24 protein-coding genes are annotated in these 24,736 nt (G+C 53.7%); 12 read left to right on the top strand and 12 right to left on the bottom strand.

The genetic code is table 11. The annotated features are described in order from the left end of the window. The first annotated feature begins 9 nt into the window (after window positions 1-9). From menB to pmrD, 4 genes are all read left to right on the top strand, one after another. Window positions 10-867 (top strand): 1,4-dihydroxy-2-naphthoyl-CoA synthase, encoded by an 858-nt coding sequence (menB, locus tag ACH0WD_RS22865; RefSeq protein WP_000640013.1) that lies wholly within the window; start codon window positions 10-12, stop codon window positions 865-867. Next, window positions 867-1,829, top strand: coding sequence for an o-succinylbenzoate synthase (gene menC / locus ACH0WD_RS22860; protein ID WP_001255553.1), 963 nt, complete (start codon window positions 867-869; stop codon window positions 1,827-1,829). The genes menB and menC overlap by 1 nt, the downstream gene beginning before the upstream one ends. Next, the gene (gene menE, locus ACH0WD_RS22855; RefSeq protein WP_000144674.1) at window positions 1,826-3,193 is read left to right on the top strand and encodes an o-succinylbenzoate--CoA ligase; all 1,368 of its coding nucleotides are present in this window, start codon (window positions 1,826-1,828) and stop codon (window positions 3,191-3,193) included. Before menC ends, menE begins: the two co-directional genes overlap by 4 nt. Window positions 3,194-3,290: 97 nt before the next feature. Beyond that, window positions 3,291-3,548, top strand: a complete 258-nt coding sequence (gene pmrD, locus ACH0WD_RS22850) for a signal transduction protein PmrD (RefSeq protein WP_000455132.1) — start codon at window positions 3,291-3,293, stop codon at window positions 3,546-3,548. Here pmrD and arnF read toward each other — a convergent pair. Genes arnF through arnB form a run of 7 tightly spaced genes read right to left on the bottom strand, consistent with a single transcriptional unit; the run spans window position 3,543 to window position 10,895 of the window. Further along, a complete protein-coding gene (arnF, locus tag ACH0WD_RS22845; RefSeq protein ID WP_000538696.1) occupies window positions 3,543-3,920 on the bottom strand; it encodes a 4-amino-4-deoxy-L-arabinose-phosphoundecaprenol flippase subunit ArnF in 378 nt (125 codons plus the stop codon). The two genes, pmrD and arnF, sit on opposite strands and share 6 nt — an antisense overlap. Next, window positions 3,920-4,255: a 4-amino-4-deoxy-L-arabinose-phosphoundecaprenol flippase subunit ArnE gene (gene arnE, locus ACH0WD_RS22840; protein WP_000580685.1), complete on the bottom strand. Its 336-nt coding sequence runs from the start codon at window positions 4,253-4,255 to the stop codon at window positions 3,920-3,922. Before arnE ends, arnF begins: the two co-directional genes overlap by 1 nt. Continuing rightward, on the bottom strand, window positions 4,252-5,898 hold the full coding sequence (arnT, locus tag ACH0WD_RS22835) for a lipid IV(A) 4-amino-4-deoxy-L-arabinosyltransferase (protein WP_000978050.1): 1,647 nt from the start codon (window positions 5,896-5,898) through the stop codon (window positions 4,252-4,254). Before arnT ends, arnE begins: the two co-directional genes overlap by 4 nt. Beyond that, complete coding sequence (arnD, locus tag ACH0WD_RS22830; protein ID WP_000169767.1) at window positions 5,895-6,794, bottom strand: 4-deoxy-4-formamido-L-arabinose-phosphoundecaprenol deformylase; 900 nt, start codon at window positions 6,792-6,794, stop codon at window positions 5,895-5,897. The genes arnT and arnD overlap by 4 nt, the downstream gene beginning before the upstream one ends. Continuing rightward, window positions 6,791-8,773, bottom strand: a complete 1,983-nt coding sequence (arnA, locus tag ACH0WD_RS22825) for a bifunctional UDP-4-amino-4-deoxy-L-arabinose formyltransferase/UDP-glucuronic acid oxidase ArnA (protein WP_000648760.1) — start codon at window positions 8,771-8,773, stop codon at window positions 6,791-6,793. Before arnA ends, arnD begins: the two co-directional genes overlap by 4 nt. After that, complete coding sequence (arnC, locus tag ACH0WD_RS22820) at window positions 8,770-9,753, bottom strand: undecaprenyl-phosphate 4-deoxy-4-formamido-L-arabinose transferase (protein ID WP_000458893.1); 984 nt, start codon at window positions 9,751-9,753, stop codon at window positions 8,770-8,772. Before arnC ends, arnA begins: the two co-directional genes overlap by 4 nt. Before the next feature lie 2 nt (window positions 9,754-9,755). Next, window positions 9,756-10,895 carry a UDP-4-amino-4-deoxy-L-arabinose aminotransferase gene (arnB, locus tag ACH0WD_RS22815; protein ID WP_001279291.1) on the bottom strand — a complete coding sequence of 380 codons (1,140 nt, stop codon included), beginning with the start codon at window positions 10,893-10,895 and terminating at the stop codon, window positions 9,756-9,758. Between the two features lie 298 nt (window positions 10,896-11,193). Between arnB and pmrG the strand changes: the two genes are divergently transcribed. Then, window positions 11,194-11,799, top strand: a complete 606-nt coding sequence (gene pmrG, locus ACH0WD_RS22810) for a lipopolysaccharide core heptose(II)-phosphate phosphatase PmrG (RefSeq protein WP_000879258.1) — start codon at window positions 11,194-11,196, stop codon at window positions 11,797-11,799. A 44-nt stretch (window positions 11,800-11,843) separates the two neighbouring features. On the opposite strand, the gene nudI is transcribed toward pmrG, so the two are convergent. Continuing rightward, on the bottom strand, window positions 11,844-12,269 hold the full coding sequence (nudI, locus tag ACH0WD_RS22805; RefSeq protein ID WP_001249907.1) for a nucleoside triphosphatase NudI: 426 nt from the start codon (window positions 12,267-12,269) through the stop codon (window positions 11,844-11,846). Between the two features lie 278 nt (window positions 12,270-12,547). Here nudI and ACH0WD_RS22800 point away from each other — a divergent pair, with 278 nt between their 5' ends. The 7 genes from ACH0WD_RS22800 to ACH0WD_RS22770 all read left to right on the top strand — a co-directional run bounded on the left by ACH0WD_RS22800 (window position 12,548) and on the right by ACH0WD_RS22770 (window position 19,008). Further along, window positions 12,548-13,090: a YfaZ family protein gene (locus ACH0WD_RS22800; RefSeq protein WP_001670658.1), complete on the top strand. Its 543-nt coding sequence runs from the start codon at window positions 12,548-12,550 to the stop codon at window positions 13,088-13,090. A gap of 114 nt (window positions 13,091-13,204) precedes the next feature. Then, on the top strand, window positions 13,205-14,401 hold the full coding sequence (locus ACH0WD_RS22795; RefSeq protein WP_000935688.1) for a nicotinamide mononucleotide deamidase-related protein YfaY: 1,197 nt from the start codon (window positions 13,205-13,207) through the stop codon (window positions 14,399-14,401). A 249-nt stretch (window positions 14,402-14,650) separates the two neighbouring features. Next, a complete protein-coding gene (locus tag ACH0WD_RS22790) occupies window positions 14,651-15,433 on the top strand; it encodes an IclR family transcriptional regulator (RefSeq protein ID WP_000894173.1) in 783 nt (260 codons plus the stop codon). Window positions 15,434-15,446: 13 nt separating this feature from the next. Continuing rightward, window positions 15,447-16,652: an L-rhamnonate dehydratase gene (gene rhmD, locus ACH0WD_RS22785; RefSeq protein ID WP_001530644.1), complete on the top strand. Its 1,206-nt coding sequence runs from the start codon at window positions 15,447-15,449 to the stop codon at window positions 16,650-16,652. Window positions 16,653-16,707: 55 nt separating this feature from the next. Beyond that, entirely contained in the window at window positions 16,708-17,997 is a 1,290-nt protein-coding gene (locus ACH0WD_RS22780) for an MFS transporter (RefSeq protein ID WP_000028931.1), read from the top strand. A gap of 25 nt (window positions 17,998-18,022) precedes the next feature. After that, on the top strand, window positions 18,023-18,826 hold the full coding sequence (gene yfaU / locus ACH0WD_RS22775) for a 2-keto-3-deoxy-L-rhamnonate aldolase (RefSeq protein WP_000992941.1): 804 nt from the start codon (window positions 18,023-18,025) through the stop codon (window positions 18,824-18,826). A gap of 5 nt (window positions 18,827-18,831) precedes the next feature. Continuing rightward, window positions 18,832-19,008 (top strand): hypothetical protein, encoded by a 177-nt coding sequence (locus ACH0WD_RS22770; protein WP_001112765.1) that lies wholly within the window; start codon window positions 18,832-18,834, stop codon window positions 19,006-19,008. Between the two features lie 120 nt (window positions 19,009-19,128). Here the strand turns inward: ACH0WD_RS22770 and sseL are convergent, their stop codons facing one another. The 4 genes from sseL to glpA all read right to left on the bottom strand — a co-directional run bounded on the left by sseL (window position 19,129) and on the right by glpA (window position 24,642). Next, window positions 19,129-20,151, bottom strand: coding sequence for an SPI-2 type III secretion system effector deubiquitinase SseL (sseL, locus tag ACH0WD_RS22765; protein ID WP_001017731.1), 1,023 nt, complete (start codon window positions 20,149-20,151; stop codon window positions 19,129-19,131). A 426-nt stretch (window positions 20,152-20,577) separates the two neighbouring features. Beyond that, window positions 20,578-21,768, bottom strand: a complete 1,191-nt coding sequence (gene glpC / locus ACH0WD_RS22760; RefSeq protein ID WP_395202430.1) for an anaerobic glycerol-3-phosphate dehydrogenase subunit GlpC — start codon at window positions 21,766-21,768, stop codon at window positions 20,578-20,580. Further along, window positions 21,765-23,024: a glycerol-3-phosphate dehydrogenase subunit GlpB gene (gene glpB, locus ACH0WD_RS22755; RefSeq protein WP_000667161.1), complete on the bottom strand. Its 1,260-nt coding sequence runs from the start codon at window positions 23,022-23,024 to the stop codon at window positions 21,765-21,767. Before glpB ends, glpC begins: the two co-directional genes overlap by 4 nt. Beyond that, the gene (gene glpA / locus ACH0WD_RS22750) at window positions 23,014-24,642 is read right to left on the bottom strand and encodes an anaerobic glycerol-3-phosphate dehydrogenase subunit A (RefSeq protein WP_000857205.1); all 1,629 of its coding nucleotides are present in this window, start codon (window positions 24,640-24,642) and stop codon (window positions 23,014-23,016) included. The genes glpB and glpA overlap by 11 nt, the downstream gene beginning before the upstream one ends. Window positions 24,643-24,736: the final 94 nt, after the last annotated feature.

Below are 24,736 nucleotides of genomic sequence, written 5' to 3'. Positions count from 1 at the left end.
GGACACACTATGATCTATCCTGATGAAACAATGCTTTACGCACCGGTAGAATGGCACGACTGCTCGGAGGGTTACACCGACATTCGTTATGAAAAATCCACCGACGGTATTGCAAAAATCACCATTAATCGTCCGCAGGTGCGCAATGCATTTCGTCCGTTGACCGTAAAAGAGATGATTCAGGCGCTGGCGGATGCCCGTTACGACGACAACGTGGGCGTGATTATTCTGACCGGCGAAGGCGATAAAGCGTTTTGCGCGGGCGGCGACCAGAAGGTGCGCGGCGATTACGGCGGTTATCAGGATGACTCCGGCGTGCATCACCTGAACGTGCTGGATTTCCAGCGCCAGATTCGCACCTGTCCAAAACCGGTTGTCGCGATGGTCGCGGGATATTCCATCGGCGGTGGTCATGTGCTGCACATGATGTGTGACCTGACCATCGCGGCGGAAAACGCCATCTTCGGCCAGACTGGTCCGAAAGTCGGCTCCTTTGACGGCGGCTGGGGTGCTTCGTATATGGCGCGTATCGTTGGTCAGAAGAAAGCGCGTGAAATCTGGTTCCTGTGCCGCCAGTACGATGCGCAACAGGCGCTGGATATGGGGCTGGTTAACACCGTCGTTCCGCTGGCGGATCTGGAAAAAGAGACCGTGCGCTGGTGCCGCGAAATGTTGCAAAACAGTCCGATGGCGCTGCGTTGCCTGAAAGCGGCGCTGAATGCCGATTGTGACGGTCAGGCCGGGCTGCAGGAGCTGGCGGGCAACGCTACCATGCTGTTCTACATGACGGAAGAAGGGCAGGAAGGCCGTAACGCCTTTAACCAGAAGCGTCAGCCTGACTTCAGCAAATTCAAACGGAACCCATAATGCGTAGCGCGCAGGTATACCGCTGGCAGATCCCCATGGACGCGGGGGTGGTTCTGCGCGACAGGCGGTTAAAAACTCGCGACGGGCTGTATGTTTGTCTGCGTGACGGCGAGCGTGAGGGATGGGGAGAGATCTCCCCGCTGCCGGGCTTCAGTCAGGAAACGTGGGAAGAGGCGCAGACGGCGCTACTAACATGGGTGAACGACTGGCTTCAGGGGAACGAGGGATTACCGGAGATGCCTTCGGTCGCGTTTGGCGCAAGCTGCGCGCTGGCGGAACTGACTGGCGTCTTGCCGGAGGCGGCGGACTATCGCGCCGCGCCGTTATGCACTGGCGATCCTGACGATTTGGTGCTGCGGCTTGCCGATATGCCCGGCGAGAAAATAGCTAAGGTCAAAGTGGGTCTCTATGAAGCGGTACGCGACGGCATGGTGGTTAATTTGCTGCTGGAGGCGATCCCGGATCTGCATCTGCGTCTGGATGCGAATCGCGCCTGGACGCCGCTAAAAGCCCAACAGTTCGCAAAGTACGTTAATCCGGATTACCGCGCTCGTATCGCCTTTCTCGAAGAACCGTGTAAGACGCGGGATGATTCCCGCGCCTTTGCCCGTGAAACCGGCATCGCGATTGCCTGGGACGAAAGTCTGCGCGAAGCGGATTTCACCTTTGAAGCCGAAGAGGGCGTCAGGGCTGTGGTTATCAAACCTACGCTGACCGGATCGCTTGATAAAGTGCGTGAGCAAGTCGCTGCCGCCCATGCGTTGGGACTGACGGCGGTCATCAGCTCTTCAATCGAGTCCAGCCTCGGCCTGACGCAACTGGCGCGGATTGCCGCCTGGTTGACGCCGGGAACGCTGCCCGGACTGGATACCTTGCATCTGATGCAGGCGCAACAGGTTCGCCCCTGGCCCGGTAGCGCGTTGCCGTGTCTGAAGCGTGATGAGCTGGAACGACTGTTATGACATTCACGGACTGGCCGTGGCGCCACTGGCGTCAGGTTCGCAGCCAGGCGCCCGCTCTGCGCCTGAACGATGAAGTGCTAAGCTGGCGCGCCCTCTGTGAGCGTATTGATGCGCTGGCGGGCGGGTTTGCCGCGCAGGGCGTACGCGAGGGCGATGGTGTCCTGCTGCGCGCCGGGAATCAGCCGCGCACTCTGTTGGCATGGCTTGCGCTGATGCAGTGCGGCGCGCGGGTTCTGCCCGTCAACCCGCAGTTGCCCCAGACGTTGCTGGAGGCGCTGGTGCCGAAGTTAACGCTGCGTTTTGCGCTGACACTGGAAGGCGAAAACGTATTTTCCGGGTTAACCGCGTTGCAGATACAAAAGAGCACAGCGGCGTATGCCGTGGCCTGGCAATCGCAGCGTCTGGTTTCCATGACGCTGACATCGGGTTCCACAGGATTGCCAAAAGCGGCCGTACATACGTGCCAGGCGCATCTTGCCAGCGCGCAGGGGGTGCTTTCGCTAATGCCGTTTGGCCCGCAGGATGACTGGCTGCTATCGCTGCCGCTGTTTCATGTATCCGGGCAGGGTATTATGTGGCGTTGGCTCTTCGCCGGGGCGCGCATGACGGTACGCGATAAGCAACCGCTGGAGCAGATGCTGGCAGGGTGTACTCATGCTTCGCTGGTGCCGACGCAGCTATGGCGGCTGCTGGCGAATCGGGCGGCGGTGACGCTGAAAGCCGTTTTGCTCGGCGGCGCGGTGATTCCGGTTGAACTCACCGACCAGGCCAGCAAACAAGGGATTCGTTGCTGGTGCGGGTATGGGCTCACGGAGTTCGCGTCTACGGTATGCGCTAAAGAGGCCGATGGTTCGGATGATGTGGGCGCGCCGCTCCCCGGCAGAGAGATCAGAATCGTCGATAATGAAGTCTGGCTGCGCGCCGCCAGTATGGCGGAAGGTTACTGGCGTGATGGCAAACTGATCCCGCTGGTTAATGACGAGGGCTGGTTTGCCACGCGCGATCGCGGCGAGCTGAACCACGGCAGGCTAACCATCGCCGGGCGGCTGGACAACCTGTTCTTTAGCGGCGGCGAAGGCATTCAGCCGGAGGAAGTCGAACGCGTTATTAACGCGCATCCGCTGGTGCAACAAGCCTTTGTCGTGCCGGTAGAAGATAAAGAGTTTGGCCATCGTCCCGTTGCGGTTGTGGAGTATGCATCGCAGGCCGGAGACGTGAACCTCGCTGAATGGGTTCGTGATAAGCTGGCGCGTTTTCAACAGCCGGTTCGCTGGTTGACGCTGCCGTCAGAACTGAAAAACGGAGGGATTAAAATATCTCGCCGTGCGCTCCAGCAGTGGGTGTGTGAGAGCTGTAAAAATTAATGTTAGGTTAATATACAACCATTCCATCGCTATTGCCGTTTTGTTTATCCGTTGATGTGTAACGTGTTATGAACAATCAGCGTGAAACGGGGGCGCTATGGAATGGTTGGTTAAGAAATCGCATTATGTCAAAAAGAGGGCGTGCCATGTTCTGGTGCTGTGCGATAGCGGCGGTTCGCTAAAAATGATCGCCGAGGCGAATTCCATGATATTACTGAGTCCCGGCGATATCCTGTCGCCTTTACAGGATGCGCAGTATTGTATTAATCGGGAAAAACACCAGACCTTAAAAATCGTTGATGCACGCTGTTATTCCTGCGACGAATGGCAGAGGTTGACGCGCAAGCCTTCATGATCTGGCGGGCAGAAAAATCAGCATTACCCCCGCCATAATACACAATACGCCGAGCATCGCTTTTAGGCTGAAAGCGCCTTGCAAACCGGGTAACAGCATTGAGGCTACCCAGACAAGCACATAGCTGAGACTCAGTAGCGCATAGGCTTTACTGAGCGCGAGCGTGTGTAATGTTTTATGCCAGCAGAAGACGGAAACCAGATACCCCGCCAAACCGGCGAATAGCGCCAGGGTCGCGGCATTAAGAGCGCCCAGTCCGGAAATAAACGCCAGTGGATGCGCTATCGATGGCAGCCGCATCATGGCGAACCCTAAACTCAACTGGGCAAGGGAGGCAATCGCAACGCTTATCAGTCCCCACATTACGCCCATTATGCCGCACTCCCCAGAATGATAATGCCGCTGATAATCAATGCGACGCCCAACCAGTGGCGGGGCGGAACCTGTTCATGCCAGATTTTCCATGCCGCCAGCGTGACCCAGACAAAATTCAGACTCAACATCGGGTAAGCAATTCCCACCGGCAGGGTTTGTAGCACCAGCAGCCACAGCACCATCGCTGCGCCCATGCATATCAGCGCCAGGCCCAGCCACAGCATCAGGTGACGGCGGCGTCCGCCCGCCGTCAATGGCCGTGTCGCTTGCTTCTGGCAGAGCTGACCGCCAACGCTGAGCAGACTGGCAAGCACCAGAACGACGCCGATCATTTAGGCCGATACTGAATTAACACCAGACGCCCCTGATAATCAATATTGTCCGCAGGGGGAAGGGAAAGAGCGCTGATGTCTTCATCTTTGGCTATTGAAAGTACTAGCGTAATAATGCCCTCCTGACGATGCTGGTTGAGCCAGGCGTTAAAATCGTCGGCTTTAACGAATTTATCCTGCACATCAGGATAGCTAAGACCATACCTGAGTTCGCCCGCGTGTCCGTAGAGCATAATATCGTCTCGTTTCAGACTCCAGGCCAGCCCGGCGGCGACGCCCACGTTGTCGGCAAGAATATAGCGGCTTGATGCCAAAGGCGCCTGGGTCATTTCGACAAAAAACTGTGGCTGTTTGGACTCCATCACCCTGTCGGGGATGGAAAAGCCGAACAGCAGCGCCAGTCCCAGCGGACAAAACGCGGGTAATAGGTATTTTTGGCTATGACAGAGGCTATACCAGCCCACAAACGCCCAAACAGTAAAGACGCCCCAGACGCAAAAAACTTTATAGGTTTCGATATGCGTCCACACCGGCGATTTCAGCGGGCCCCATGAGGAGACGACAAACGCCGCGACGATCCCGATTATCCCGAACACCAGGTTGATCCCGCCGTTGACACGTAGCGCGGCGACGCCTTCTTTTACGTTATGCAGGACGAAGCGCGCCATGAGTATCGCTATCGGTGCGAAACAGGAAAGAACATAGGTGGGCAGTTTCCCTTTCGCAATGCTGAAAAAGAGAAGCGGCATGATCGTCCATCCGAGCAAATAGAATGCGCCGTTTCGCTCGCGCCAGCCCAGTTTAAGCGCGCCAGGCAGTAACCCCAGCCACGGTAAACTTCCCGCGAGCAGTACCGGCAGATAGTACCAGAAAGGGGCTTTATGCTGGGCATCGCTCATGGCGAATCGCTGGATATGCTCCACCCAGAAAAAGTAATGCCAGAAATCGGCTTCGCGTCGCGCAATGGCGATCGCCCAGGGAAGGACAACCACAAAGCAGCTCAAGACCGCCAGCCAGCCGTATAGCAAAAAGTCCTTCCAGCGTTTCTGAACAATAACCCACGGCAGCACGCTCACCACCGGTACGGCCAGGGCGAGGAACCCTTTAGTTAATACACCCAGACCGCAGGTTGCGCCCAGTAGCAAAAACATCCCAATCTTGCCCGTTCGGGTCGTGGCCTGCATCCCCTGCCAGAAACAACACATCCCGGCCGTAAGCCAAAGGGCGATCATCGGGTCGAGTACCGCATACGTCCCGATACTGTAAACGGCAAAGAGGGAGAGAAATATCACGGAGGCGAGCAACGCAGTACGTTTATCCCGCCATAAGCGGAACGTCAGCCACGCCACCAGCGCTGCGGCCAGCAATGTCGTTAAAATAGCGCCAGCCCGCACGCCAAAATTGGTAGCGCCAAAAAGCCACTGACCCAGACTGTTTATCCAGTAACCGGCTATCGGTTTTTCAAAATAACGTAATCCCAGAAAATGCGGCACGATCCAGTCGCCAGACGCCAGCATCTCCCGACTTATTTCGGCATAGCGCGTTTCATCCGGCTGCCAGAGCAGGCGGCTATTGACAGGAATAACATAGTAGAGCGCGATAAACGCGGCGAAAGCCAGATAATAGCGTATCGATTTCATCATGAGGCGCTCGCTGCCTGTTGGCACCCCAGCCAACCTTCACGGCCAGGGATGTGTCCACGTACAATTTGCCCCAACGGCAGAGACTCAGGCGATGTCGGCAGCAGTTCGCCCAGAGGACAAAAGGTGATCCCCGCGTCACGTGCACGAACGAGCAAATCTTCAAACAGCGGCTGATGGACAATGCCTTCGACTTCCGCATGGATGGTATATACCGGCGTGCCTTTGTTCTGCAACATACGGGAGATAATCCAGGTATTGAACGACTGCGCCTGAACCGCGGGGCCGATAACCTCATCCCACGTGGGTAAGGTGACCGGGATTTGCGGCGTCCCTGTCTGGCCCGGCATCAGTAGCGGACGGAATAAGGTGGTTCCACGGCAATCGCTGTTATACCGCAGGTTGAACGGCTCTTTCGCACGAACAACGCGCCCATCCGCTCGCCAGCCAGCCGCGGCTGAGCAGGTGACGGGTTTTCCGATAATGGCCTCAAGCGCCGTTATGCCGCGTGCAATATCTTCTTCAAGCTGGCGGATACTCCAGTGGCCGCTGTGAGTCTGCCACGCATGGTGATCCCAGGCATGTAGTCCCGTCTCATGGTATGTTGCCGTTTCACGAATAATCCCGGCATTGGCGTTGCCGATATTTTTTCCCGGCCAGGCGGTGCCGGCCAGCAGGATATCCCAACCGTAGAGCGAGGCGGCGTTTGAACGTAGCATTTTCCATAAAAATCGCGGTCTTATCAGACGCCAAAGATGACGTCCCATATTGTCCGGCCCGACGCTGAAGAAAAAGCTGGCCTGAACGCCGTGGCGATGCAATGTCGCCAGCAGCCGGGGAACACCTTCACGCGTTCCTCGCAAGGTATCAACATCAATGCGTAAACCGACTTTCGTCATGATGCGCGTTCCGCGACATCTACGCTGCGCAGGAAGAAGTCCAGCGTTTCTTCAACCGTATCACGCATCGCAATAGACGGTTCCCAGCCCAGACAGCGCCTGGCATTGTCGATACTGGGTTTCCGGTGTGCGACATCCTGATAACCCTTGCCGTAATAACTACGGCTTTCGACGACCTGGAAACCGGCAAACGGTGGGAAATGGCAGCGCAGCGGATGCTTATCAAAACTGTCGAGCAACAGCGTCGCCAGTTCCTGAATACTGGCTTCGTTGTCAGGGTTGCCGATATTAATGATTTTGCCATCGCACCGATCGCCATCATTCACAATAATGCGGAATAATGCTTCGATCCCATCGCGAATATCGGTGAAACAGCGTTTCTGCTGACCGCCGTCGATAAGCTTGATCGGCGTCCCTTCTACCAGGTTCAGAATCAACTGTGTTATCGCGCGCGAACTGCCGATACGCGCCGCGTTCAGGCTATCCAGCCGCGGCCCCATCCAGTTAAAGGGACGGAAAAGCGTGAAGCGCAATCCCTCTTTTTCGCCATAAGCCCAAATCACCCGGTCGAGAAGCTGTTTGGAAACGGAATAAATCCAGCGTGGCTTATTCACCGGCCCGACGATCAGATTCGATTTGTCCTCGTCAAAAGAGGCGTCCGTACACATGCCGTACACTTCAGAGGTAGACGGGAAAACCACGCGTTTACGGTATTTTACGCAATAACGGATAATCCGCAGGTTTTCTTCAAAATCAAGTTCAAAGACGCGCAGCGGGTTGCGGGTGTATTCAATCGGGGTAGCAATTGCTACCAGCGGCAGTACGACATCGCATTTTTTGACATGATATTCGATCCATTCTGAGTGGATGCTGATATCTCCCTCCACGAAATGAAAGCGAGGGTGGAGCAGGAATCGGCTAATGGCGTTGCTGCCGATATCCATACCGTAGACCTCGTAATTCTCTTCATTCAGTAACCGTTCGGTCAAATGATTGCCGATAAAACCGTTGACGCCGAGGATGAGAACGCGAATGCGACGTTTACCGCTGGTCGCTGGTGGACGGTTCAAACGCGCGCCCGCCACCAGACCAAGCGTCTGTGCAAGCTGCGAGCCTTGTACAGCAATACCGTCTCCGGCCTGGCCGGTAATAATCTCCAGCGCGCCATCGGCGCAGGCGACCCGCAGCGGAGAGACCGAAATTACCGAGCCGGGAAGCGCGCCCTGCGCATCCGGACAAATTCGGGAAGACCAGATAGTGAATTTTTGCGAGCCGTTATAGCTGAACGCGCCGGGCCAGGGGGCGGCTACCGCCCGCACCAGGTTATGCACCGTGGAAACCGGTTTGTGCCAGTCGATAAGGCCATCTTCCGGCCTGCGGCGACCATAATATGTAGCGTCAGACTCACGCTGAGGAACAGAAGGTATATCGCCGCATTTCATGGTGGGCAGGATGCTATTAAGCAACTGGCGCGCGGCCTGACATAGCTTATGATGCAGGGTAAGCGCAACATCGTCCTGCGCAATAGCGACGCGTTGACTGGCGACAATCTCTCCGGCGTCGGCACGTTTGACCATACGATGCAGCGTTACGCCCGTTTCGCTTTCGCCGTTAACCAGAACCCAGTTTAGCGGCGCACGGCCACGATAGGCAGGCAATAGAGAACCGTGCAGATTGAACGCGCCAGCCGGGGCGAGGTGCAGAATTTCTTCGCTTAACAGGTTGCGGTAATAGAACGAAAAAATAATATCCGGCGCAAGCTCAGCGATGCGGTCGACCCAGATAGGATGGTTTACGTTATCCGGTGCATAAACCGGAATCCCTAATTCTGCCGCCAGCCGGGAGACGGAGCCAAAAAAGGTGTTTTCCGCAGGATTGTCGGCATGAGTAAAAATCGCGGCAATCTCATACCCGGCATCCAGTACGGCCTGCACACCCTGACATCCCATATCGTGATAGGCAAAAATAACGGCTTTCATTGGTGACTTTCCTCAGTAAACGGCGTGCTTTCCGGGTAGATAACTTGTTGAACAAAATAGCGGGGGCGGGCGCGGACATCGTTATAAATGCGACCGATGTATTCGCCCAGCAGTCCCATACCGATGAATTGCGCGCCGATGAAGGTAAACAGGACGGCAAAGAGCATAAATACGCCTTCCGCCGCCCACTGCGGCCCCAGCGCCAGGCGAAGTACAATAAGCAATACCGACAGGCTAAACCCGCCGATGGCGATAACGCTGCCCAGCAGGCTCAACAGGCGCAGCGGCGTCGTCGTCAGGCAGGTCACCAGGTCATACATCAGGTTAATGAGACGCATAAAACTGTATTTAGAGTCGCCAAATTCACGTTCAGCGTGATGCACCGGGATCTCGGTAGCCCGACGAGCGAAAATGTTGGCCAGAATAGGGATAAAGGTGCTGCGTTCATGGCAGCGCAACATAGTATCGATAATAGGGCGGCGATAGGCGCGTAACATGCAGCCGTAATCGCCCATCGCTTTGCCCGTTGTGCGCTGGATCAGTAGATTAATGATTTTTGACGCCGATTTGCGAAACAGGCTGTCCTGTCGGTTCTGGCGCACGGTGCCTACCACATCGAACCCTTCATCGGCTTTCGCCACCAGACGTGGGATCTCTTCCGGCGGGTTTTGCAGATCGGCATCCAGCGTAATGATAAGATCGCCGCTTACATGGCTAAACCCCGCCATAATCGCTGCATGTTGACCGTAGTTACGGTTGAGTAAAATAGAGATGATATGGCTATCGGCCTCCTGGGACGCCTTAACCATCAGCTCCGCCGAGCTATCGCTGCTACCATCATCTATCAATAAAATCTCCCACGCTTTGCCCAGACTCTCGCAGGCGGTGGTGGTGCGTCTTATCAATTCCGGCAGGCTTTCCTGTTCGTTATAGACAGGAATAACCACCGAGACTTTTTTTATGGGGGCGGCGTCAAACATGCTTATTGTCCTGCTATCTGATGAAGAGCGGTAATGACCCGATCAAAGTCACTCTCGGTCATGTCCGGGAAGAGCGGCAGTGAGCAGATCCGCTCGCTGTTCCACTCGGTGTCAGGCAGCGTGAGCGTTGGGAAACGTTCGCGATAATATTTTTGCGTATGCGCGGCGCGGAAATGCAGCCCTGTGCCGATGCCTTTCGTTTTCAGCGATGCCATCAGAGCATCCCGGGTAATACCGCAGCGGGCTTCATCGACCCGGATAATGAATAAATGCCAGGCGTGAATATGTTCCCACGACGGAAGGCTCAGAGGCTGAAAAGGCAGGTCTGCCATTGCCTGGTGGTACTGCGCTGCGATGGCGGCGCGGCGAGCGTTAAGCGCATCCAGTTTCTGTAACTGAGCAAGCGCGATAGCGGCGTTGAGATCAGGCAAATTATATTTGTAGCCCGGCGCCAGGACTTCCGCTTGTGGCGCGCGTCCCCCGCTCTGTCGATCCCAGGCATCAACGCCAAGCCCGTGAAACTTGAGACTGCGCAGTTTATCGGCGAATTGCGGGTTATCCGTGACGACGATACCGCCTTCAGCGCAGGTAATGTTCTTAATGGCGTGGAAGGAGAAAATCGCGGTGCCCCTGGCGCCAATGTGGCGACCTTTGTAGCTGGTTCCTGTCGCGTGCGCCGCGTCTTCAATCACTGGAATGCCATAACGCTCGCCAAGAGCGTAAATAGCGTCCAGATCGGCGGGCGCGCCAGCGTAGTGGACGGGAATAATTGCTTTGGTTTGTGGCGTAATCGCGGCTTCGATATGTTCAGGCGTGACCATCAGCGTATCGCGATCGACATCGACCATGACGGGGGTCGCGCCGAGTAAAACGATCATATTTAGCGTAGAAACCCACGTCATTGACGGTGTAATGACCTCGTCGCCTTCACCAATGCCCAGCGCCATCAACGCGATGTGCATACCGGCAGTGGCTGAACTGACGGCAACGGCATATTGATTGCCTGTTAGCCGACAAAACGCCGCTTCCAGTTCCTGATTTTTCGGGCCAGTTGTTATCCAACCTGAGTCCAGTACGGTCTTAACGGCAGCAAGCTCTTCCGCGCCCATCGCCGGACGGGAGAAAGGCAAAAAGTCCGACATCATTTTTCCTTCAGCCATTGAAAGCCGCTTTTCAAATATTTCGGCAATAGAAAAGGGCTTATTTTTTAACGCATTTAGCTGAACCCTACTGGATGAATATTAAATTAACATTAAGAAATTAAGGTGAAGTAAAAAGATAATTTTTAACGGAATTATGCTTTGCTTTCGCCGAAAGTTTAAGGCATTTTATGCATGCCCAAAAGCTGTTTTTATGTTTCTGGCCTGGTCTTCCGTTGCGGAATTTCATTTTAATCGTATTGCTATTAAGTTAGCTGCACTGTCTGCCTGAGAGGTTAATGTGCTGGCATTTACCCTACGCTTTATTAAAAACAAACGCTATCTCGCGACTCTGGCGGGGGCGTTGGTTATTATCGCCGGGTTGACCTCACAACATGCCTGGAGTGGTAACGGTCTACCGCAGATTAACGGTAAAGCGCTGGCGGCGCTGGCGAAGCAGCATCCGGTAGTCGTGTTATTCCGCCATGCCGAGCGGTGCGATCGTTCCGATAATACCTGCCTGTCAGACAGCACGGGGATTACGGTCAACGGTGCGCAAGATGCCAGAGCGCTGGGTAAAGCCTTCAGTGCCGATATACAAAATTACAATCTCTATTCCAGTAATACGGTGCGCACCATCCAGTCGGCAACCTGGTTTTCTGCGGGCAGGTCGCTTACGGTGGATAAAAAAATGATGGATTGCGGCAGCGGTATTTATGCTTCAATCAATACGTTACTGAAAAAGTCGCAGAATAAAAATATAGTCATTTTTACCCATAATCATTGTTTGACGTATATTGCAAAAAATAAGCGCGGCGTAAAGTTTGATCCGGACTATCTTAATGCGCTCGTTATGCATGCAGAAAACGGAAAACTCTTTTTAGATGGTGAATTTGTTCCCGGCTAGCCGCATGTTAAAAGCGTAAAGACAGCCTGAAGCGGCTGTCGTCATTATAATAACCCTTTCAATGCTAATGTGTGGCGTGTCGCTACATTCAAATCATACAGCGCCAGTTCTTCTGGCTTGACCCAGGCGTAGTCCTGAAATTCGTCGTTAATACATATATCGCGATTAGCGGAAACACAGTCGAAGATGAGATAAATCATATAAATCTCTTCTTGTCTGCCATCAGCGTAGGTTTTAACACGGATATCGTCGCGGAAGGTCCATGGCGTAATATCGCTCAGAATCAGTTGTTCGCCGAGTTCTTCCCGAACCTCCCGACGCAGCGCCTCTTCAATGCGTTCGCCCGGCTCGACCCCGCCGCCCGACAGCGCCCACTGACCGGGAAAGACGCCGCGGTTGTCGGCCATTTTGCACAGCAGATAATAGCCATCATTTTGAATTAATGGGCAAACTATAGTTCGTTGACGCATAAGTCGCTTCCTTAAACCACCAGGTCATCAGCTTAACAAATCGTTCTGCGAAATTCTTTGTGAAAAATGGAAGCGATAACGCAGACTGCGTTTTTTGTTAATCCAGTTGATGCAGGCGCCGCCATGTGATGGCGCAATGATGCGGCATGGCGAAAGTAGTATTTCGTTACAATATGTTTTTGGAATGGTTTTTTAGTGCATTGATTCCTCAGCGTCTGGCAGTACAATTCTGCCGTTTTGGGGAGTTTTTCTTTATGTGCTTGCTGGAAAGGGTAAAAATGAAAAAAAGCATATTATTAGGTTTTGCCGGAATGCTGTTCGTTTCTGCATCGGCGCAGGCCATCAGTATTAGCGGCCAGGCGGGCGAAGATTACACCAACATTGGCGTGGGTTTTGGTACGGAATCGACGGGACTGGCGCTAAGCGGCAACTGGATGCACAACGATGATGATGGCGACGCTGCGGGCGTGGGTCTGGGGCTGAACATTCCGGTGGGACCACTGCTGGCGACGGTCGGCGGTAAAGGTATTTATACCAATCCGAAAGACAGCGATGAAGGCTATGCGGCGGCTGTCGGCGGTGGGCTACAATGGAAAATCGGCAACAGCTTCCGTCTGTTCGGCGAGTATTATTATTCACCAGATTCGCTGTCCAGCGGTATCGACAGTTATGAAGAAGCGAACGCAGGCGCGCGTTTCACCATTATGCGCCCGCTGAGCATTGAAGCCGGTTATCGTTACCTGAACCTGGCGGGTAAAGACGGCAACCGCGATAATGCGATTGCTGACGGCCCTTATGTTGGCGTAAACGCCAGCTTTTGATGCTAACGGCGCGGCAATCGTCGCGCCATATTCCTCCTGTTCCCGTCATTCTTCTTTCCACGTCCTATTCCTCTTTGCGTTATAGTGTTTTCATCATAAGAGCAGGAGAACACAATGCTAAATGTGGAAATGCTATCCACCGGGGATGAGGTGTTGCACGGACAAATCGTTGACACCAATGCCGCCTGGCTGGCTGATTTTTTCTTTCATCAGGGCGTTCCGTTATCACGGCGAAATACGGTAGGCGATAATCTGGACAGTCTGGTCGCTATCTTGCGTGAACGCAGTCAACATGCTGATGTTTTGATTGTTAATGGCGGGTTAGGGCCGACCAGCGATGATTTAAGCGCGCTCGCCGCGGCAACGGCAAAAGGCGAAGGATTAGTACTGCACCAGGCGTGGCTGACCGAAATGGAACGTTACTTTCAGCAGCGCGGTCGCGTGATGGCGCCGAGCAACCGTAAACAGGCGGAACTGCCTGCCAGCGCGGAGTTTATTAATAATCCGGTCGGCACGGCCTGTGGATTTGCGCTACAGCTCAACCGCTGCCTGATGTTTTTCACCCCCGGCGTACCGTCGGAATTTAAGGTTATGGTGGAGAAGGAAATCTTACCGCGGTTACGCGCGCGTTTTTCGCTGCCGGAGCCGCCGCTTTGCCTGCGGTTAACGACTTTTGGACGTTCAGAAAGTGACCTCGCGCAGCGTCTCGATTCACTGCCGTTGCCGCCCGGCGTGACGATGGGGTATCGCTCATCAATGCCGATCATTGAACTGAAATTGACCGGCCCGGCGACGCAACGGGAGGCGATGCTGGCGTTATGGCCAGAGGTCAAACGGGTTGCCGGGCAGAGTCTGATTTTCGAAGGTACGGATAATCTGCCGGCGCAAATAGCCCGCCGCCTGCAGGAAAGGCAGTTGAGTCTGACGTTGAGCGAGCAATACACCAGCGGCTTACTGGCGCTACAGCTTTCTCGCGCCGGGGCGCCTGTTCTTGCCAGCGAAGTCGTTCCTTCTCAGGAAGAGACGCTGGCGCAAACGGCGCACTGGACGACAGAACGGCGCAGCAATCATTATGCCGGTCTGGCGCTGGCCGTGTCGGGGCTGGAAAACGAACATCTTAATTTCGCGCTGGCGACGCCGGATGGCACGTATGCCTTACGCGTGCGTTTTAGCGCCAATCGGTATAGTCTGGCAATACGTCAGGAGGTCTGCGCGATGATGGCGCTAAATATGCTGCGCCGTTGGCTTAATGGCGAGGACATTACCAGCGAGCATGGCTGGATAGACGTGGTTGAATCATTGACATCATAATCCCTTTCTCTTATCTGCGATGGGAACGACATCGTGAGCCGGATAAGGCCGCTATGCCATTATCCGGCAATATTATCTGCTTTTTTGTCCAGCCAATTGTACTGAATACAAAGTAATACGTGCGTTAATTCACATTTATATGGTTAACCCTTCCACTCCGTTGGAAGGCGGATAAGCTTTGACGCGCTTCACAATTTTTTCCCTGCTGACCTTTCACACTGATTCCAGTGTCTCAGACTGGAGTCCAATATGTTGGAATCAAGTAAAGTCCCGGCTCTTACTCGCGCAATCGACATCCTCAATTTGATCGCGCGTATTGGCCCATGCAGCGCGGCAATCATTATTGAAACGTTGCGTATTCCAAAAAGCACCGCGTACCTGCTGTTGAATGAATTAAAACGTCAGCGATTTATTAGCCTCGATCATCAGGAGAACTACTGCCTGTGGACTAAGCTCGTTGAATTGTCGGGTCATGCGCTCAGCAAGATGGATCTGCGGGAGCTGGCGCGTCCTCGTCTAACACAACTGATGGATGAAACCGGGCTGCTGTGTCACTTGGGGATCATCGACCACGAAAATGCGTATTACATACTGAAAGTGGAATCCTCATCCACTATCAGCGTGCGCTCGCATGAGGGGAAAAGCCTCTCTCTTTATCGTTCCGGCATCGGCAAATGCCTGCTGGCATGGCAGCCGGCCGCCGTACGCAAAGCCATTATTGAAAAAATGGTATGGGAGCGAGCCACGCTGACCACCATCACCGAGCCGCAACAATTGAATGATGAGCTGGAACGCATTCGCCAGCGTGGATGGAGCTTTGATAACGGGGAGGATTATCCGGATGTCCGCTGCGTTGCCGCACCGGTATTTAATGCCAGAAACGAACTGACCGCGGCAATTTCAGTGGTCGGCACGCGCCTGCAAATCAACGAAGAGAATCTTGATTATTTGGCCGGTAAAGCTATTGCCTGTGCCAAAGATATTTCACGCCTGTTGGGATGGAAAAGTCCCTTCGACTCACTCGCATCTTAAAATGGAGAATATTATGACTCTTCCTAAAATTAAACACGTTCGAGCCTGGTTTATTGGGGGCGCTACCGCAGAGAAAGGGGCTGGCGGCGGGGATTATCACGACCAGGGAGGAAATCACTGGATTGATGACCATATCGCCACTCCCATGAGCAAATATCGCGACTATGAGCAGTCTCGTCAGTCTTTTGGGATCAACGTGTTAGGGACGCTGATTGTCGAAGTAGAGGCGGAAAATGGGCAGACGGGGTTCGCCGTTTCGACAGCAGGGGAGATGGGCTGTTTTATCGTAGAAAAACATCTTAACCGGTTTATTGAAGGCAAATGCGTAAGCGATATCAAACTTATTCACGATCAGATGCTCGGCGCGACCATGTACTACTCCGGTTCCGGCGGTCTGGTGATGAACACGATTTCCTGTGTGGATCTGGCGCTGTGGGATCTGTTTGGCAAGGTGGTTGGGCTGCCGGTTTATAAATTGCTGGGCGGAGCGGTGCGCGATGAAATTCAGTTTTACGCCACCGGCGCACGCCCGGATCTGGCTAAAGAAATGGGCTTTATCGGCGGTAAAATGCCGACTCACTGGGGACCGCACGATGGTGATGCGGGGATCCGTAAAGATGCCGCGATGGTGGCGGATATGCGTGAAAAGTGCGGGCCGGATTTCTGGCTGATGCTCGACTGCTGGATGAGTCAGGATGTGAACTACGCGACTAAACTGGCTCACGCCTGTGCGCCATTTAATCTCAAATGGATTGAAGAGTGTCTGCCGCCGCAGCAGTATGAAGGCTATCGCGAATTAAAACGCAACGCGCCTGCAGGGATGATGGTTACCAGCGGCGAACACCATGGTACGCTGCAATCCTTCCGCACTCTGGCAGAAACCGGCATTGATATTATGCAGCCGGATGTTGGCTGGTGCGGCGGATTAACCACGCTGGTTGAGATCGCCGCGCTTGCCAAATCGCGCGGGCAACTGGTGGTGCCGCACGGTTCGTCTGTCTATTCGCACCATGCAGTTATTACTTTCACTAATACCCCTTTCAGCGAGTTTCTGATGACCAGCCCGGACTGCTCCACCCTGCGTCCGCAATTTGACCCGATTCTCCTGGATGAGCCGGTGCCGGTGAATGGGCGCATCCATAAATCAGTGCTGGATAAGCCGGGCTTCGGCGTCGAGCTTAACCGTGACTGTCACTTGAAACGCCCTTATAGCCACTAATAACTCGTGCGTTGCCTTTGTACGGCAACGCCCTCATCCTGTTGAGGATATTGCTATGAGCATCACTTTACTTGACGGCGTAGTGAAGAAAAACCGCGCACGTTTAATTCCTTTTATGTTGGCGCTGTATGTACTGGCGTTTCTGGATCGTTCAAATATTGGTTTTGCCAAAGAGACCTATCAGATAGATACCGGGCTAAGTAATGAAGCCTACGCGCTAGGGGCCGGTATTTTCTTTGTGGTTTACGCTTTCCTTGGCGTACCGGCTAACCTGCTGATGCGCAAATTTGGCGCAAGAACCTGGATCGGCACGACTACCCTGCTGTGGGGCTTTCTCTCTGCTGCGATGGCCTGGGCGGATAGTGAAGCAAAATTTCTGATAATCCGCACGCTATTGGGCGCGGCGGAGGCTGGATTTTTCCCCGGCATGATCTATCTAACTTCACAATGGTTCCCGCAGCGTAACCGTGCCAGCATTATGGGGCTATTTTATATGGGCGCGCCGCTGGCGTTAACGTTGGGTTCGCCGCTCTCCGGCGCTCTGCTGGAGATGCATGGTTTTATGGGGCACCCGGGATGGTTCTGGATGTTCGTTATCGAAGGCCTACTGGCGATTGGCGCAGGGATATTCACCTTTTTCTGGCTTGATGACACTCCGCAGCAGGCGCGTTTTCTTAGCCTGGAAGAAAAGAACGCGCTTATCAGGCAACTGGCGAGCGAAGAAGAGAAAAAGGTCACGTCAAGGCTTGCGGATGCGCTGCGTAATGGACGCGTCTGGCAACTGGCTATTATTTATCTGACGATTCAGGTGGCGGTATACGGACTCATCTTTTTCCTGCCGACCCAGGTTGCCGCGCTATTGGGCACTAAAGTGGGCTTTACCGCTTCGGTGGTAACAGCGGTTCCCTGGGTGGCGGCTTTGCTTGGCACATGGCTTATTCCTCGCTACTCCGACCGTACCGGCGATCGCCGTAACGTTGCGGCAGTGACGCTACTGGCTGCGGGCATTGGCATTGGCCTGTCAGGTCTGGTTTCTCCGGTGCTCGCTATTCTGGCGCTCTGTGTTGCAGCAGTAGGATTTATTGCCGTTCAGCCCGTATTCTGGACCATGCCAACGCAGCTACTTTCCGGTACGGCTCTGGCGGCAGGAATTGGTTTCGTTAATCTGTTTGGCGCTGTGGGCGGTTTTATTGCCCCAATTCTGCGCGTAAAAGCGGAAACGTTGTTTGCCAGCGATGCGGCGGGCCTGCTGACGCTGGCCGGAGTCGCCATCATTGGCTCATTAATTATCTTCACGCTGAGCGTTAATCGTCCGGTAGCGCAATCCGGCGCTGCGCATCATTAATCTTATCTACGTTGTAAGGATCGCTATGAACGCATTGTTATCAAATCCTTTTAAAGAAGGATTACGTAAAGGGGATACGCAAATTGGTTTGTGGCTCAGTTCAACCACCTCTTATATGGCGGAGATTGCGGCGACGTCGGGTTATGACTGGTTGTTAATAGATGGCGAGCACGCGCCTAATACGGTGCAGGACTTGTATCATCAGTTACAGGCCATCGCCCCATATGCCAGCCAGCCGGTGATTCGCCCGATCGAGGGAAGTAAAGCGCTCATTAAACAGGTACTGGACATCGGGGCGCAAACGCTACTGATCCCGATGGTTGACACCGCAGAACAGGCGCGCCAGGTCGTTTCCGCTACCCGATACCCGCCGTTGGGGCAACGAGGCGTTGGCGCGAGCGTGGCGCGTGCGGCGCGCTGGGGGAGAATCGACAACTATATGGCACAGGCCAATGAGTCGCTCTGCCTGTTGGTGCAGGTTGAAAGCAAAGTGGCGCTGGAAAACCTTGACGCGATTCTGGAGGTTGAAGGCATTGATGGCGTCTTTATCGGTCCGGCAGATCTCTCTGCTTCATTGGGTTACCCCGATAATGCCGGACACCCGGAAGTGCAGCGGATCATTGAAGCGTGTATTTATCGTATTCGCGCCGCCGGAAAAGCGGCGGGTTTTTTGGCGGTCGATCCGGCAATGGCGCAGAAATGTCTGGCGTGGGGCGCGAATTTTGTCGCGGTCGGGGTAGATACGATGCTCTACACCGAGGCGCTGGACAGCAGGTTGGCGATGTTTAAATCTGTTCAGTCAGTAAGCACGGCAAAACGTAGTTATTGAGAAAAATGCCGGATGGCACGTATGCCTTACGCGTGCGTTTTAGCGCCAATCGGTATAGTCTGGCAATACGTCAGGAGGTCTGTGCGATGATGGCGCTAAATATGCTGCGCCGCTGGCTTAATGGCGAGGACATTATCAGCGAGCATGGCTGGATAGACGTGGTTGAATCATTGACGGCATAGAACTTTTAGTGGGAAGGCCTGGCCTTCCCATCCTCAAATTGGTTTATATGGCTTATAAATTCTTCGCAGGGCATCATTTCAGGATAAGAGCCTAATGGGATAGGCTCTAAGTACTCACCATTACTGGAGACTGTATTCATATATTTGTCGCCGGGTTTGGGTGTTAAATAGTGTTTGTTCCTCTACTGGAAGCGTTAAGAAATTTTCCGCAAATTCTCGTAGTGTGGTAACAGGATCGTTTTGTCCGGCATTCGATAAGAGTTGAATTGCATGGTAACAAAATAGACCACAGCCGTTGGGTACATTATTCTGTAAATTCATTTCGATAAAATTAACCTCATCGCTTTCTGATATACCTGCAATCTTTGCTGCTTCTATAATCTCTTGCTTAGTATTTTCATTTAAATCATGATAACTGTTAAATATGAGACATTTTATTTTTTCTGCAAGTTTATAAAATAAACAGAGAAGCCAGTGATCTCCTGTATTTATCAGAAAGATTTCATTTTCAGATAATCCTGATTGAGCAATCTTTTCAAGTAGCTGAGTGCTTAATATATTTTCTTTGGTGGTAGGATGAATAAGCCCAATGGGATAGTTTACCGAGAGAATAGGTGATTCTTGAACCAGACCTAGCGTTGCGGTTGCCAGCTCATCTGACGACATCATTCGCGCATCACACCAAAGATTTTCAACTCCTACCTGTTCTTGATCTGTCTGAGCGAACTGGTCGCCCATAATTTTATGTGCTATTCCTATTTTTTTAGAAAGGTCGGTTGTCGCGGAACCGGCCATATAAAGTAATCTGGAAGGGGCATGTAGCTTTTTCCACTCAGTATTATCTTTTGTTATATCGTTATTGGCGATTTGATGTAATACAAGGCAAGCCTGATTGATTTTTTTGTCTATGTCTGGTGATCCCGATCTTTTTCCGCTAAAGAGATCAAAAAGAAATTTCTCAACTCTATGTCCCAGGTTATCATTGCGTAACGCAAGATTGCATAACAGATCAATACAATTCTGATCACCGTTCTCTACGGCGCTAAACAACAACGCAAGCGTCTCATCGCTCACCTCTCCTGCATATAAACTGTGAAATTGCGGTGTGCTCAATCGGTAAAGTGAATTTACACATATATTCATTTTGCTCTGTTTCCTTGTAAGTGAAAGTAGCGAATATGATGTAATGTATAATTATTTGTAAAAATATTATTGTTAGTGGGGGATATATTAAATCAGGCATAGACCTGATTTTCTTATTATTCACATAACACTCAATTATTATTGGGGATATTCAGTTATCCCCCCTCTTTAAAGGGGGCTGGTAACGCGTCGATACAAGAGATATTGCTCTATAAACAGTAACGTCGTTATCTGTCATGCCACCGTGGGTTAGCGGTCATGGTTAACCAAATAGGGCAGGTTATTGCAAAGAGACATACGCGTTTATACCCAAAATAATCCGTAGCCAACACATAAGCAACTTGAAGTATGAAGGGTATATGTCTGATGGAAAATCGGCCCTGGTGAGTAGGGTAATGGCGCCGGAGGGGCTCCGGCGCTTTTTACTTAGCCGAGCGCTTTCGCCAGTAGCGTAATGGGGTGTTCGCAGCGTTTGCTTGTAGACATCTCAATTTGCCACTTACAGGTTTCACAATCGGTGACGACAATGTCGGCGCCGCTCTCTTCAATCTGGCGGAACAGCGGCGCGCCGATGGACTGTGATGTCGGATAGTTTTCCTTTTTAAATCCATACGTGCCGGCAATGCCGCAGCACTGTGAATCAAGTACCGTCAATTCAAGCCCCGGAATTTGCCGCAATAATTCAAGCGTGTAAAGCGTCCAGCCCATTTTTTCCATATGACACGGCGTATGGTAGACCACTTTCAGCGGCAAAGGATTAAGCGGCAGCGTTTTCCCGGCATCCAGTTTGCGCCATAGCCAGCGGGTGGCCAGCTCGATATGTTCGCGCAGCCCGGCGTTGTCCACATCCAGCACTTCAGGATATTCATCGCGCAACGCAAACGTACAGGTGGATGACGTGGCGATGACCGGAATACCTTTGACGGCAATCGCCTCGCGTAGCGACTCCACATTGCTGATAGCCTGCTTGCGAGCTTTATCCGTAAAACCGTTAGCGATCAGCGGTACGCCGCAACACTTCTCTTTACTCAGCAGCTGTACGCCGGTACCCATTGCGTTCAGCACCTTAATCAGATCTTTTCCGAGCTGCGGATGGTTGTAATTCACAAAACAGCCATGGAAAAAGGCGACCTGATCTTTGTATTTAGCCTGCTGCGCCGCCACGCTACGATACCAGCGGCGGAAGGTGCCGAAAGAGTATTTTGGTAAGGTGCGGCGATAATCGATTTTGAGCGCGTAATCAAGCAACTGGCGCACTGGCTTTAATGCGGTGGCGGTATTGACCACCGGCGCGAACGGCGTTGAAACGCTGCCCATCAGATCGGTATGGCTGAGAATAAAGTTACGCAATGACGGGCGCGTCGTATCGTATTTCGCGCGGGCGCGCTGGATGATATCGCCAATCTTCACGTCCGACGGACAGGCGACCTCACACCGTTTGCAGTTAATGCAATATTTCAGCGCCTCATCATACAGCGCGCCGTCTTTCAGACGCAGGCGTTCGCCATCTGGTCCGGCCTGTTTAGGGCCAGGGTAGCCAGGATTAACGCGGCTGACCGGGCACGCGGTGGTGCACACCGTACATTTAATACAACTTTCAAAACGTGTGTCGCTCATTGCTGTTCTCCTGCACGCTCAGCGATATGGTGCGCGGCCTGGAGGGCGCTGACTGCGCAGACGCCGCCGCCGCATCCCTCAGCTATAGGATCGAATCCCGCCAGCACAGAACCTATTGCATACAGATTTTCTACCGTGTTGCCCGCAAGGGAGGGGCGGAAAGCGTCATCCGTCACGACGCCAAACTGCTGCCAGGGCTGTGGGTCGAAGAAATGTTGTTGATACCATTCGGCGCGGGTGGCCGTTTGCTGTACGTCGAGCCCTAAAATAGGTTCGCGGATCCCTTCGCGCTCGGCAACCAGACCGCTACTAAAGAAGCTACCGCTGGCAAGTACGGCAAAACGCGGGCGCAGTGGGATATCGGCATGGTTGCGGGTCCATATTTCGCTCACGGTACCGCGACGGCAGGTGACTTTCTTCACTTCATCGCCCGGCATCCAGATTCCGCCCTGACGGACAAACTGGCGCTGGAGCTGATTGTGCAGACGAATACCGAGCACCGATGGCGGCAGCGTCGGCAGCAGCGTGAGCGCGCAGGGCAGACGTTCGTTAAGCCAGCGCCACAGCGTATCGTTCGCCAGCCCGAAACAGGCGGGCATGATGATCATGTCGCAGTTTGTCGCTATTGGCGACAGCGCGTCGTACAGCAGTGGCCATTTTTCTTCGTTATCAAGTAGACGCGCAATATTGACCGCGCGAAATTCCGTCGGGTTATCACGCAGTACGTCCAGTTCCGGAAGGTCGATTTCTGCGGTTTCCACGTTGAGGTCGCGTTGGCGCAGCGACGCTGCCGCAAGGTGCGCCTGGAAATCCAGTAATCCGCTAACGCCGACGACGCAAATTCGCTGTGCGGATAACGGCCAGACCGGTACTTCCGGCGAGCTAAGCCAGGTTGAACGCAATGTGCCAAGCGGCGTGACACGCTGGTGCGCCTGCTGTACGTCGCCGTATAACTGCGCGCCGCTGGCGTTAAGTAGCGTTTGCGCCTGTTGCGCCAGCGTAAGGACTTTTTGCGCGCCTAAACGCGAATAAGGATGTTCAGGCGCCTGGCGGCACAGCGCATCAAGCCCGGCGGTAATGTCGGTCACCGGTTGGCCGTCGGGCAGGGTGCTGAGCAGATCCAGCGAGCCGGAGGAAAAATGCAGCGCGCTTTGTCCGCGGGTGACGATGGCGCAGCGTAATCCATGCTGCTGGAGCTGCAGTCCGCATAGCAAACCGGCGAGACCGCCGCCCATAATAACCGTATCAAATTTCATCCTGGTGCTCCTTCTCCAGACCGCATAATCCCTGATAAACCCAGCGCGTGAATTCGCTTTCGCGCAGCGCGTCTCCCCAGGCGACAGGTTGTACGCCTTTCCAGCGCTCATTCAGAAATTCAGAGAGTTGCGTAATAGATTGCGCCGCGGTCGTCACATTAAAACGCTGCAATAGCCCGGCCGCGCGGCAGGCGCATAGCTCGCCCTGGCAAGTGCCCATCCCTACGCGGGTGCGACGGCGCAGATCCAGCAGGCTATTCACGGTTAAGTTTTCGACGGCATACTGCACTTCCCCCGCCGTGACGGCCTCGCATTCACAGACCAGGCTACGGTGTTGGCGGCCTTCACTCAGCCACCCCGGCGTGCGATCGCCATGCCGATAAACCGCCGATCCGCGTAGCGGCGCGGGAAGCGAGATAATGCGTTTCAGCGTATGTTCCGTAGACTCTTTTGAGCCAGGCAACGGCGTATCCGCCGTGATGCAGGGGCGAGTATTGCCCAACTTGCGGCACACGGCATCGGTCGCCCATTCCGCCATCAGGCGGTAAGTCATTAGCTTCCCGCCGGTAATGGTAATGAAGCCATCAAGCCCGTCGCGTTCGGCGTGGTCGAACAACACAATACCGCGGCTGACGTTACGACCGCTGGGATCGTCATCGCTGGCCACCAGCGGGCGGACGCCGGAATACGCGCGCAGAATACGCGTCTTCGCCATGACAGGGGCCAGTTTTTCCCCTTCACGCAGTAGGATATCGACTTCATCTGCGGTGACGCGGTTGCTGTCTATCTCATTGTAATCAATATGGGTAGAGGTAGTGCCGATCAATGAAATAGTATCGCCAGGTACCAGAATGTCGGCATCCGATGGTTTCCGGCAGCGGTTAATGACATGCTGGTTGATCCGATGGTCCATGATCAACAGCGAGCCTTTCGCCGGGAACATGCGAATACTCAGGTCGGCGTATTCGGCGATCCGTTGCCCCCAGATACCTGCCGCATTGACCACCACCGGCGCGTGAAGCGTCTGGGTTTCGCCAGTGAGATGGTTGCGCACATGGACGCCGCAGACCGTTGCGCCTTCACGAATGAGCCCGGTCACTTCATGCGCCGTTAACACGATTGCGCCATGTTCTCTGGCATCCAGCATATTGGCGGCGGTAAGGCGGAAAGGGTCCACGGTGCCATCCGGCACTTTTACCGCACCGATGAGCGCAGGGTTAACGGAAGGTTCGATGATGCGAGCCTGCTGCGGATCGATGGCTTCAGCGCGAATGCCTGCCGCTTCACAGGCGCGAATAAAGGTGGCCTGAAACGCAAGATCATCTTCCGGCAACGTAATAAACAGACCATCCGTCGGTTCGACGCAATGGCGGGCGATCCGTTTTAAAATCTGGTTTTCACTAATGCACTCGCGCGCGGATTCCGCGTCGGTAACCGCATAACGAGCGCCGCTGTGCAGCAGCCCGTGGTTACGCCCGGTCGCGCCGGTCGCTATATCATGCCGCTCCACCAGAATGACACGTAAACCGCGCAGCGCGCAGTCGCGGGCGATCCCTGCGCCTGTTGCTCCACCGCCAATGATAATCACGTCACTTGCTTGCGAGTCGCGAGTTTTCATTGTTTTTCCTCACAGTTCGTTTTTTATCATTTAGCCATACAAATCATATGGAATGTTTGATTTCGCGCATAATCGCTCACTATTCGAAAATGAA

This window comes from Salmonella sp. 2020_1395 (assembly GCF_043848115.1).
GTDB classification, from domain to species: Bacteria; Pseudomonadota; Gammaproteobacteria; order Enterobacterales; family Enterobacteriaceae; genus Salmonella; species Salmonella enterica.
The sequence above is the reverse complement of the archived record's forward strand: the minus strand, read 5'-3'. Positions and strand labels throughout refer to the sequence as shown.

Coding starts and splice junctions, on each gene's coding strand:
- glpC (WP_395202430.1), bottom strand. CDS start 21,768: ATGAGCGACACACGTTTTGAAAGTTGTATTAAATGTACGGTGTGCACC.
- sseL (WP_001017731.1), bottom strand. CDS start 20,151: ATGAATATATGTGTAAATTCACTTTACCGATTGAGCACACCGCAATTT.
- nudI (WP_001249907.1), bottom strand. CDS start 12,269: ATGCGTCAACGAACTATAGTTTGCCCATTAATTCAAAATGATGGCTAT.
- ACH0WD_RS22790 (WP_000894173.1), top strand. CDS start 14,651: ATGTTGGAATCAAGTAAAGTCCCGGCTCTTACTCGCGCAATCGACATC.
- arnB (WP_001279291.1), bottom strand. CDS start 10,895: ATGTCGGACTTTTTGCCTTTCTCCCGTCCGGCGATGGGCGCGGAAGAG.
- ACH0WD_RS22800 (WP_001670658.1), top strand. CDS start 12,548: ATGAAAAAAAGCATATTATTAGGTTTTGCCGGAATGCTGTTCGTTTCT.
- ACH0WD_RS22780 (WP_000028931.1), top strand. CDS start 16,708: ATGAGCATCACTTTACTTGACGGCGTAGTGAAGAAAAACCGCGCACGT.
- arnD (WP_000169767.1), bottom strand. CDS start 6,794: ATGACGAAAGTCGGTTTACGCATTGATGTTGATACCTTGCGAGGAACG.
- ACH0WD_RS22795 (WP_000935688.1), top strand. CDS start 13,205: ATGCTAAATGTGGAAATGCTATCCACCGGGGATGAGGTGTTGCACGGA.
- menB (WP_000640013.1), top strand. CDS start 10: ATGATCTATCCTGATGAAACAATGCTTTACGCACCGGTAGAATGGCAC.
- arnE (WP_000580685.1), bottom strand. CDS start 4,255: ATGATCGGCGTCGTTCTGGTGCTTGCCAGTCTGCTCAGCGTTGGCGGT.
- rhmD (WP_001530644.1), top strand. CDS start 15,447: ATGACTCTTCCTAAAATTAAACACGTTCGAGCCTGGTTTATTGGGGGC.
- arnA (WP_000648760.1), bottom strand. CDS start 8,773: ATGAAAGCCGTTATTTTTGCCTATCACGATATGGGATGTCAGGGTGTG.
- arnT (WP_000978050.1), bottom strand. CDS start 5,898: ATGATGAAATCGATACGCTATTATCTGGCTTTCGCCGCGTTTATCGCG.
- arnF (WP_000538696.1), bottom strand. CDS start 3,920: ATGGGCGTAATGTGGGGACTGATAAGCGTTGCGATTGCCTCCCTTGCC.
- menC (WP_001255553.1), top strand. CDS start 867: ATGCGTAGCGCGCAGGTATACCGCTGGCAGATCCCCATGGACGCGGGG.
- pmrD (WP_000455132.1), top strand. CDS start 3,291: ATGGAATGGTTGGTTAAGAAATCGCATTATGTCAAAAAGAGGGCGTGC.
- arnC (WP_000458893.1), bottom strand. CDS start 9,753: ATGTTTGACGCCGCCCCCATAAAAAAAGTCTCGGTGGTTATTCCTGTC.
- glpB (WP_000667161.1), bottom strand. CDS start 23,024: ATGAAATTTGATACGGTTATTATGGGCGGCGGTCTCGCCGGTTTGCTA.
- menE (WP_000144674.1), top strand. CDS start 1,826: ATGACATTCACGGACTGGCCGTGGCGCCACTGGCGTCAGGTTCGCAGC.
- yfaU (WP_000992941.1), top strand. CDS start 18,023: ATGAACGCATTGTTATCAAATCCTTTTAAAGAAGGATTACGTAAAGGG.
- ACH0WD_RS22770 (WP_001112765.1), top strand. CDS start 18,832: ATGCCGGATGGCACGTATGCCTTACGCGTGCGTTTTAGCGCCAATCGG.
- glpA (WP_000857205.1), bottom strand. CDS start 24,642: ATGAAAACTCGCGACTCGCAAGCAAGTGACGTGATTATCATTGGCGGT.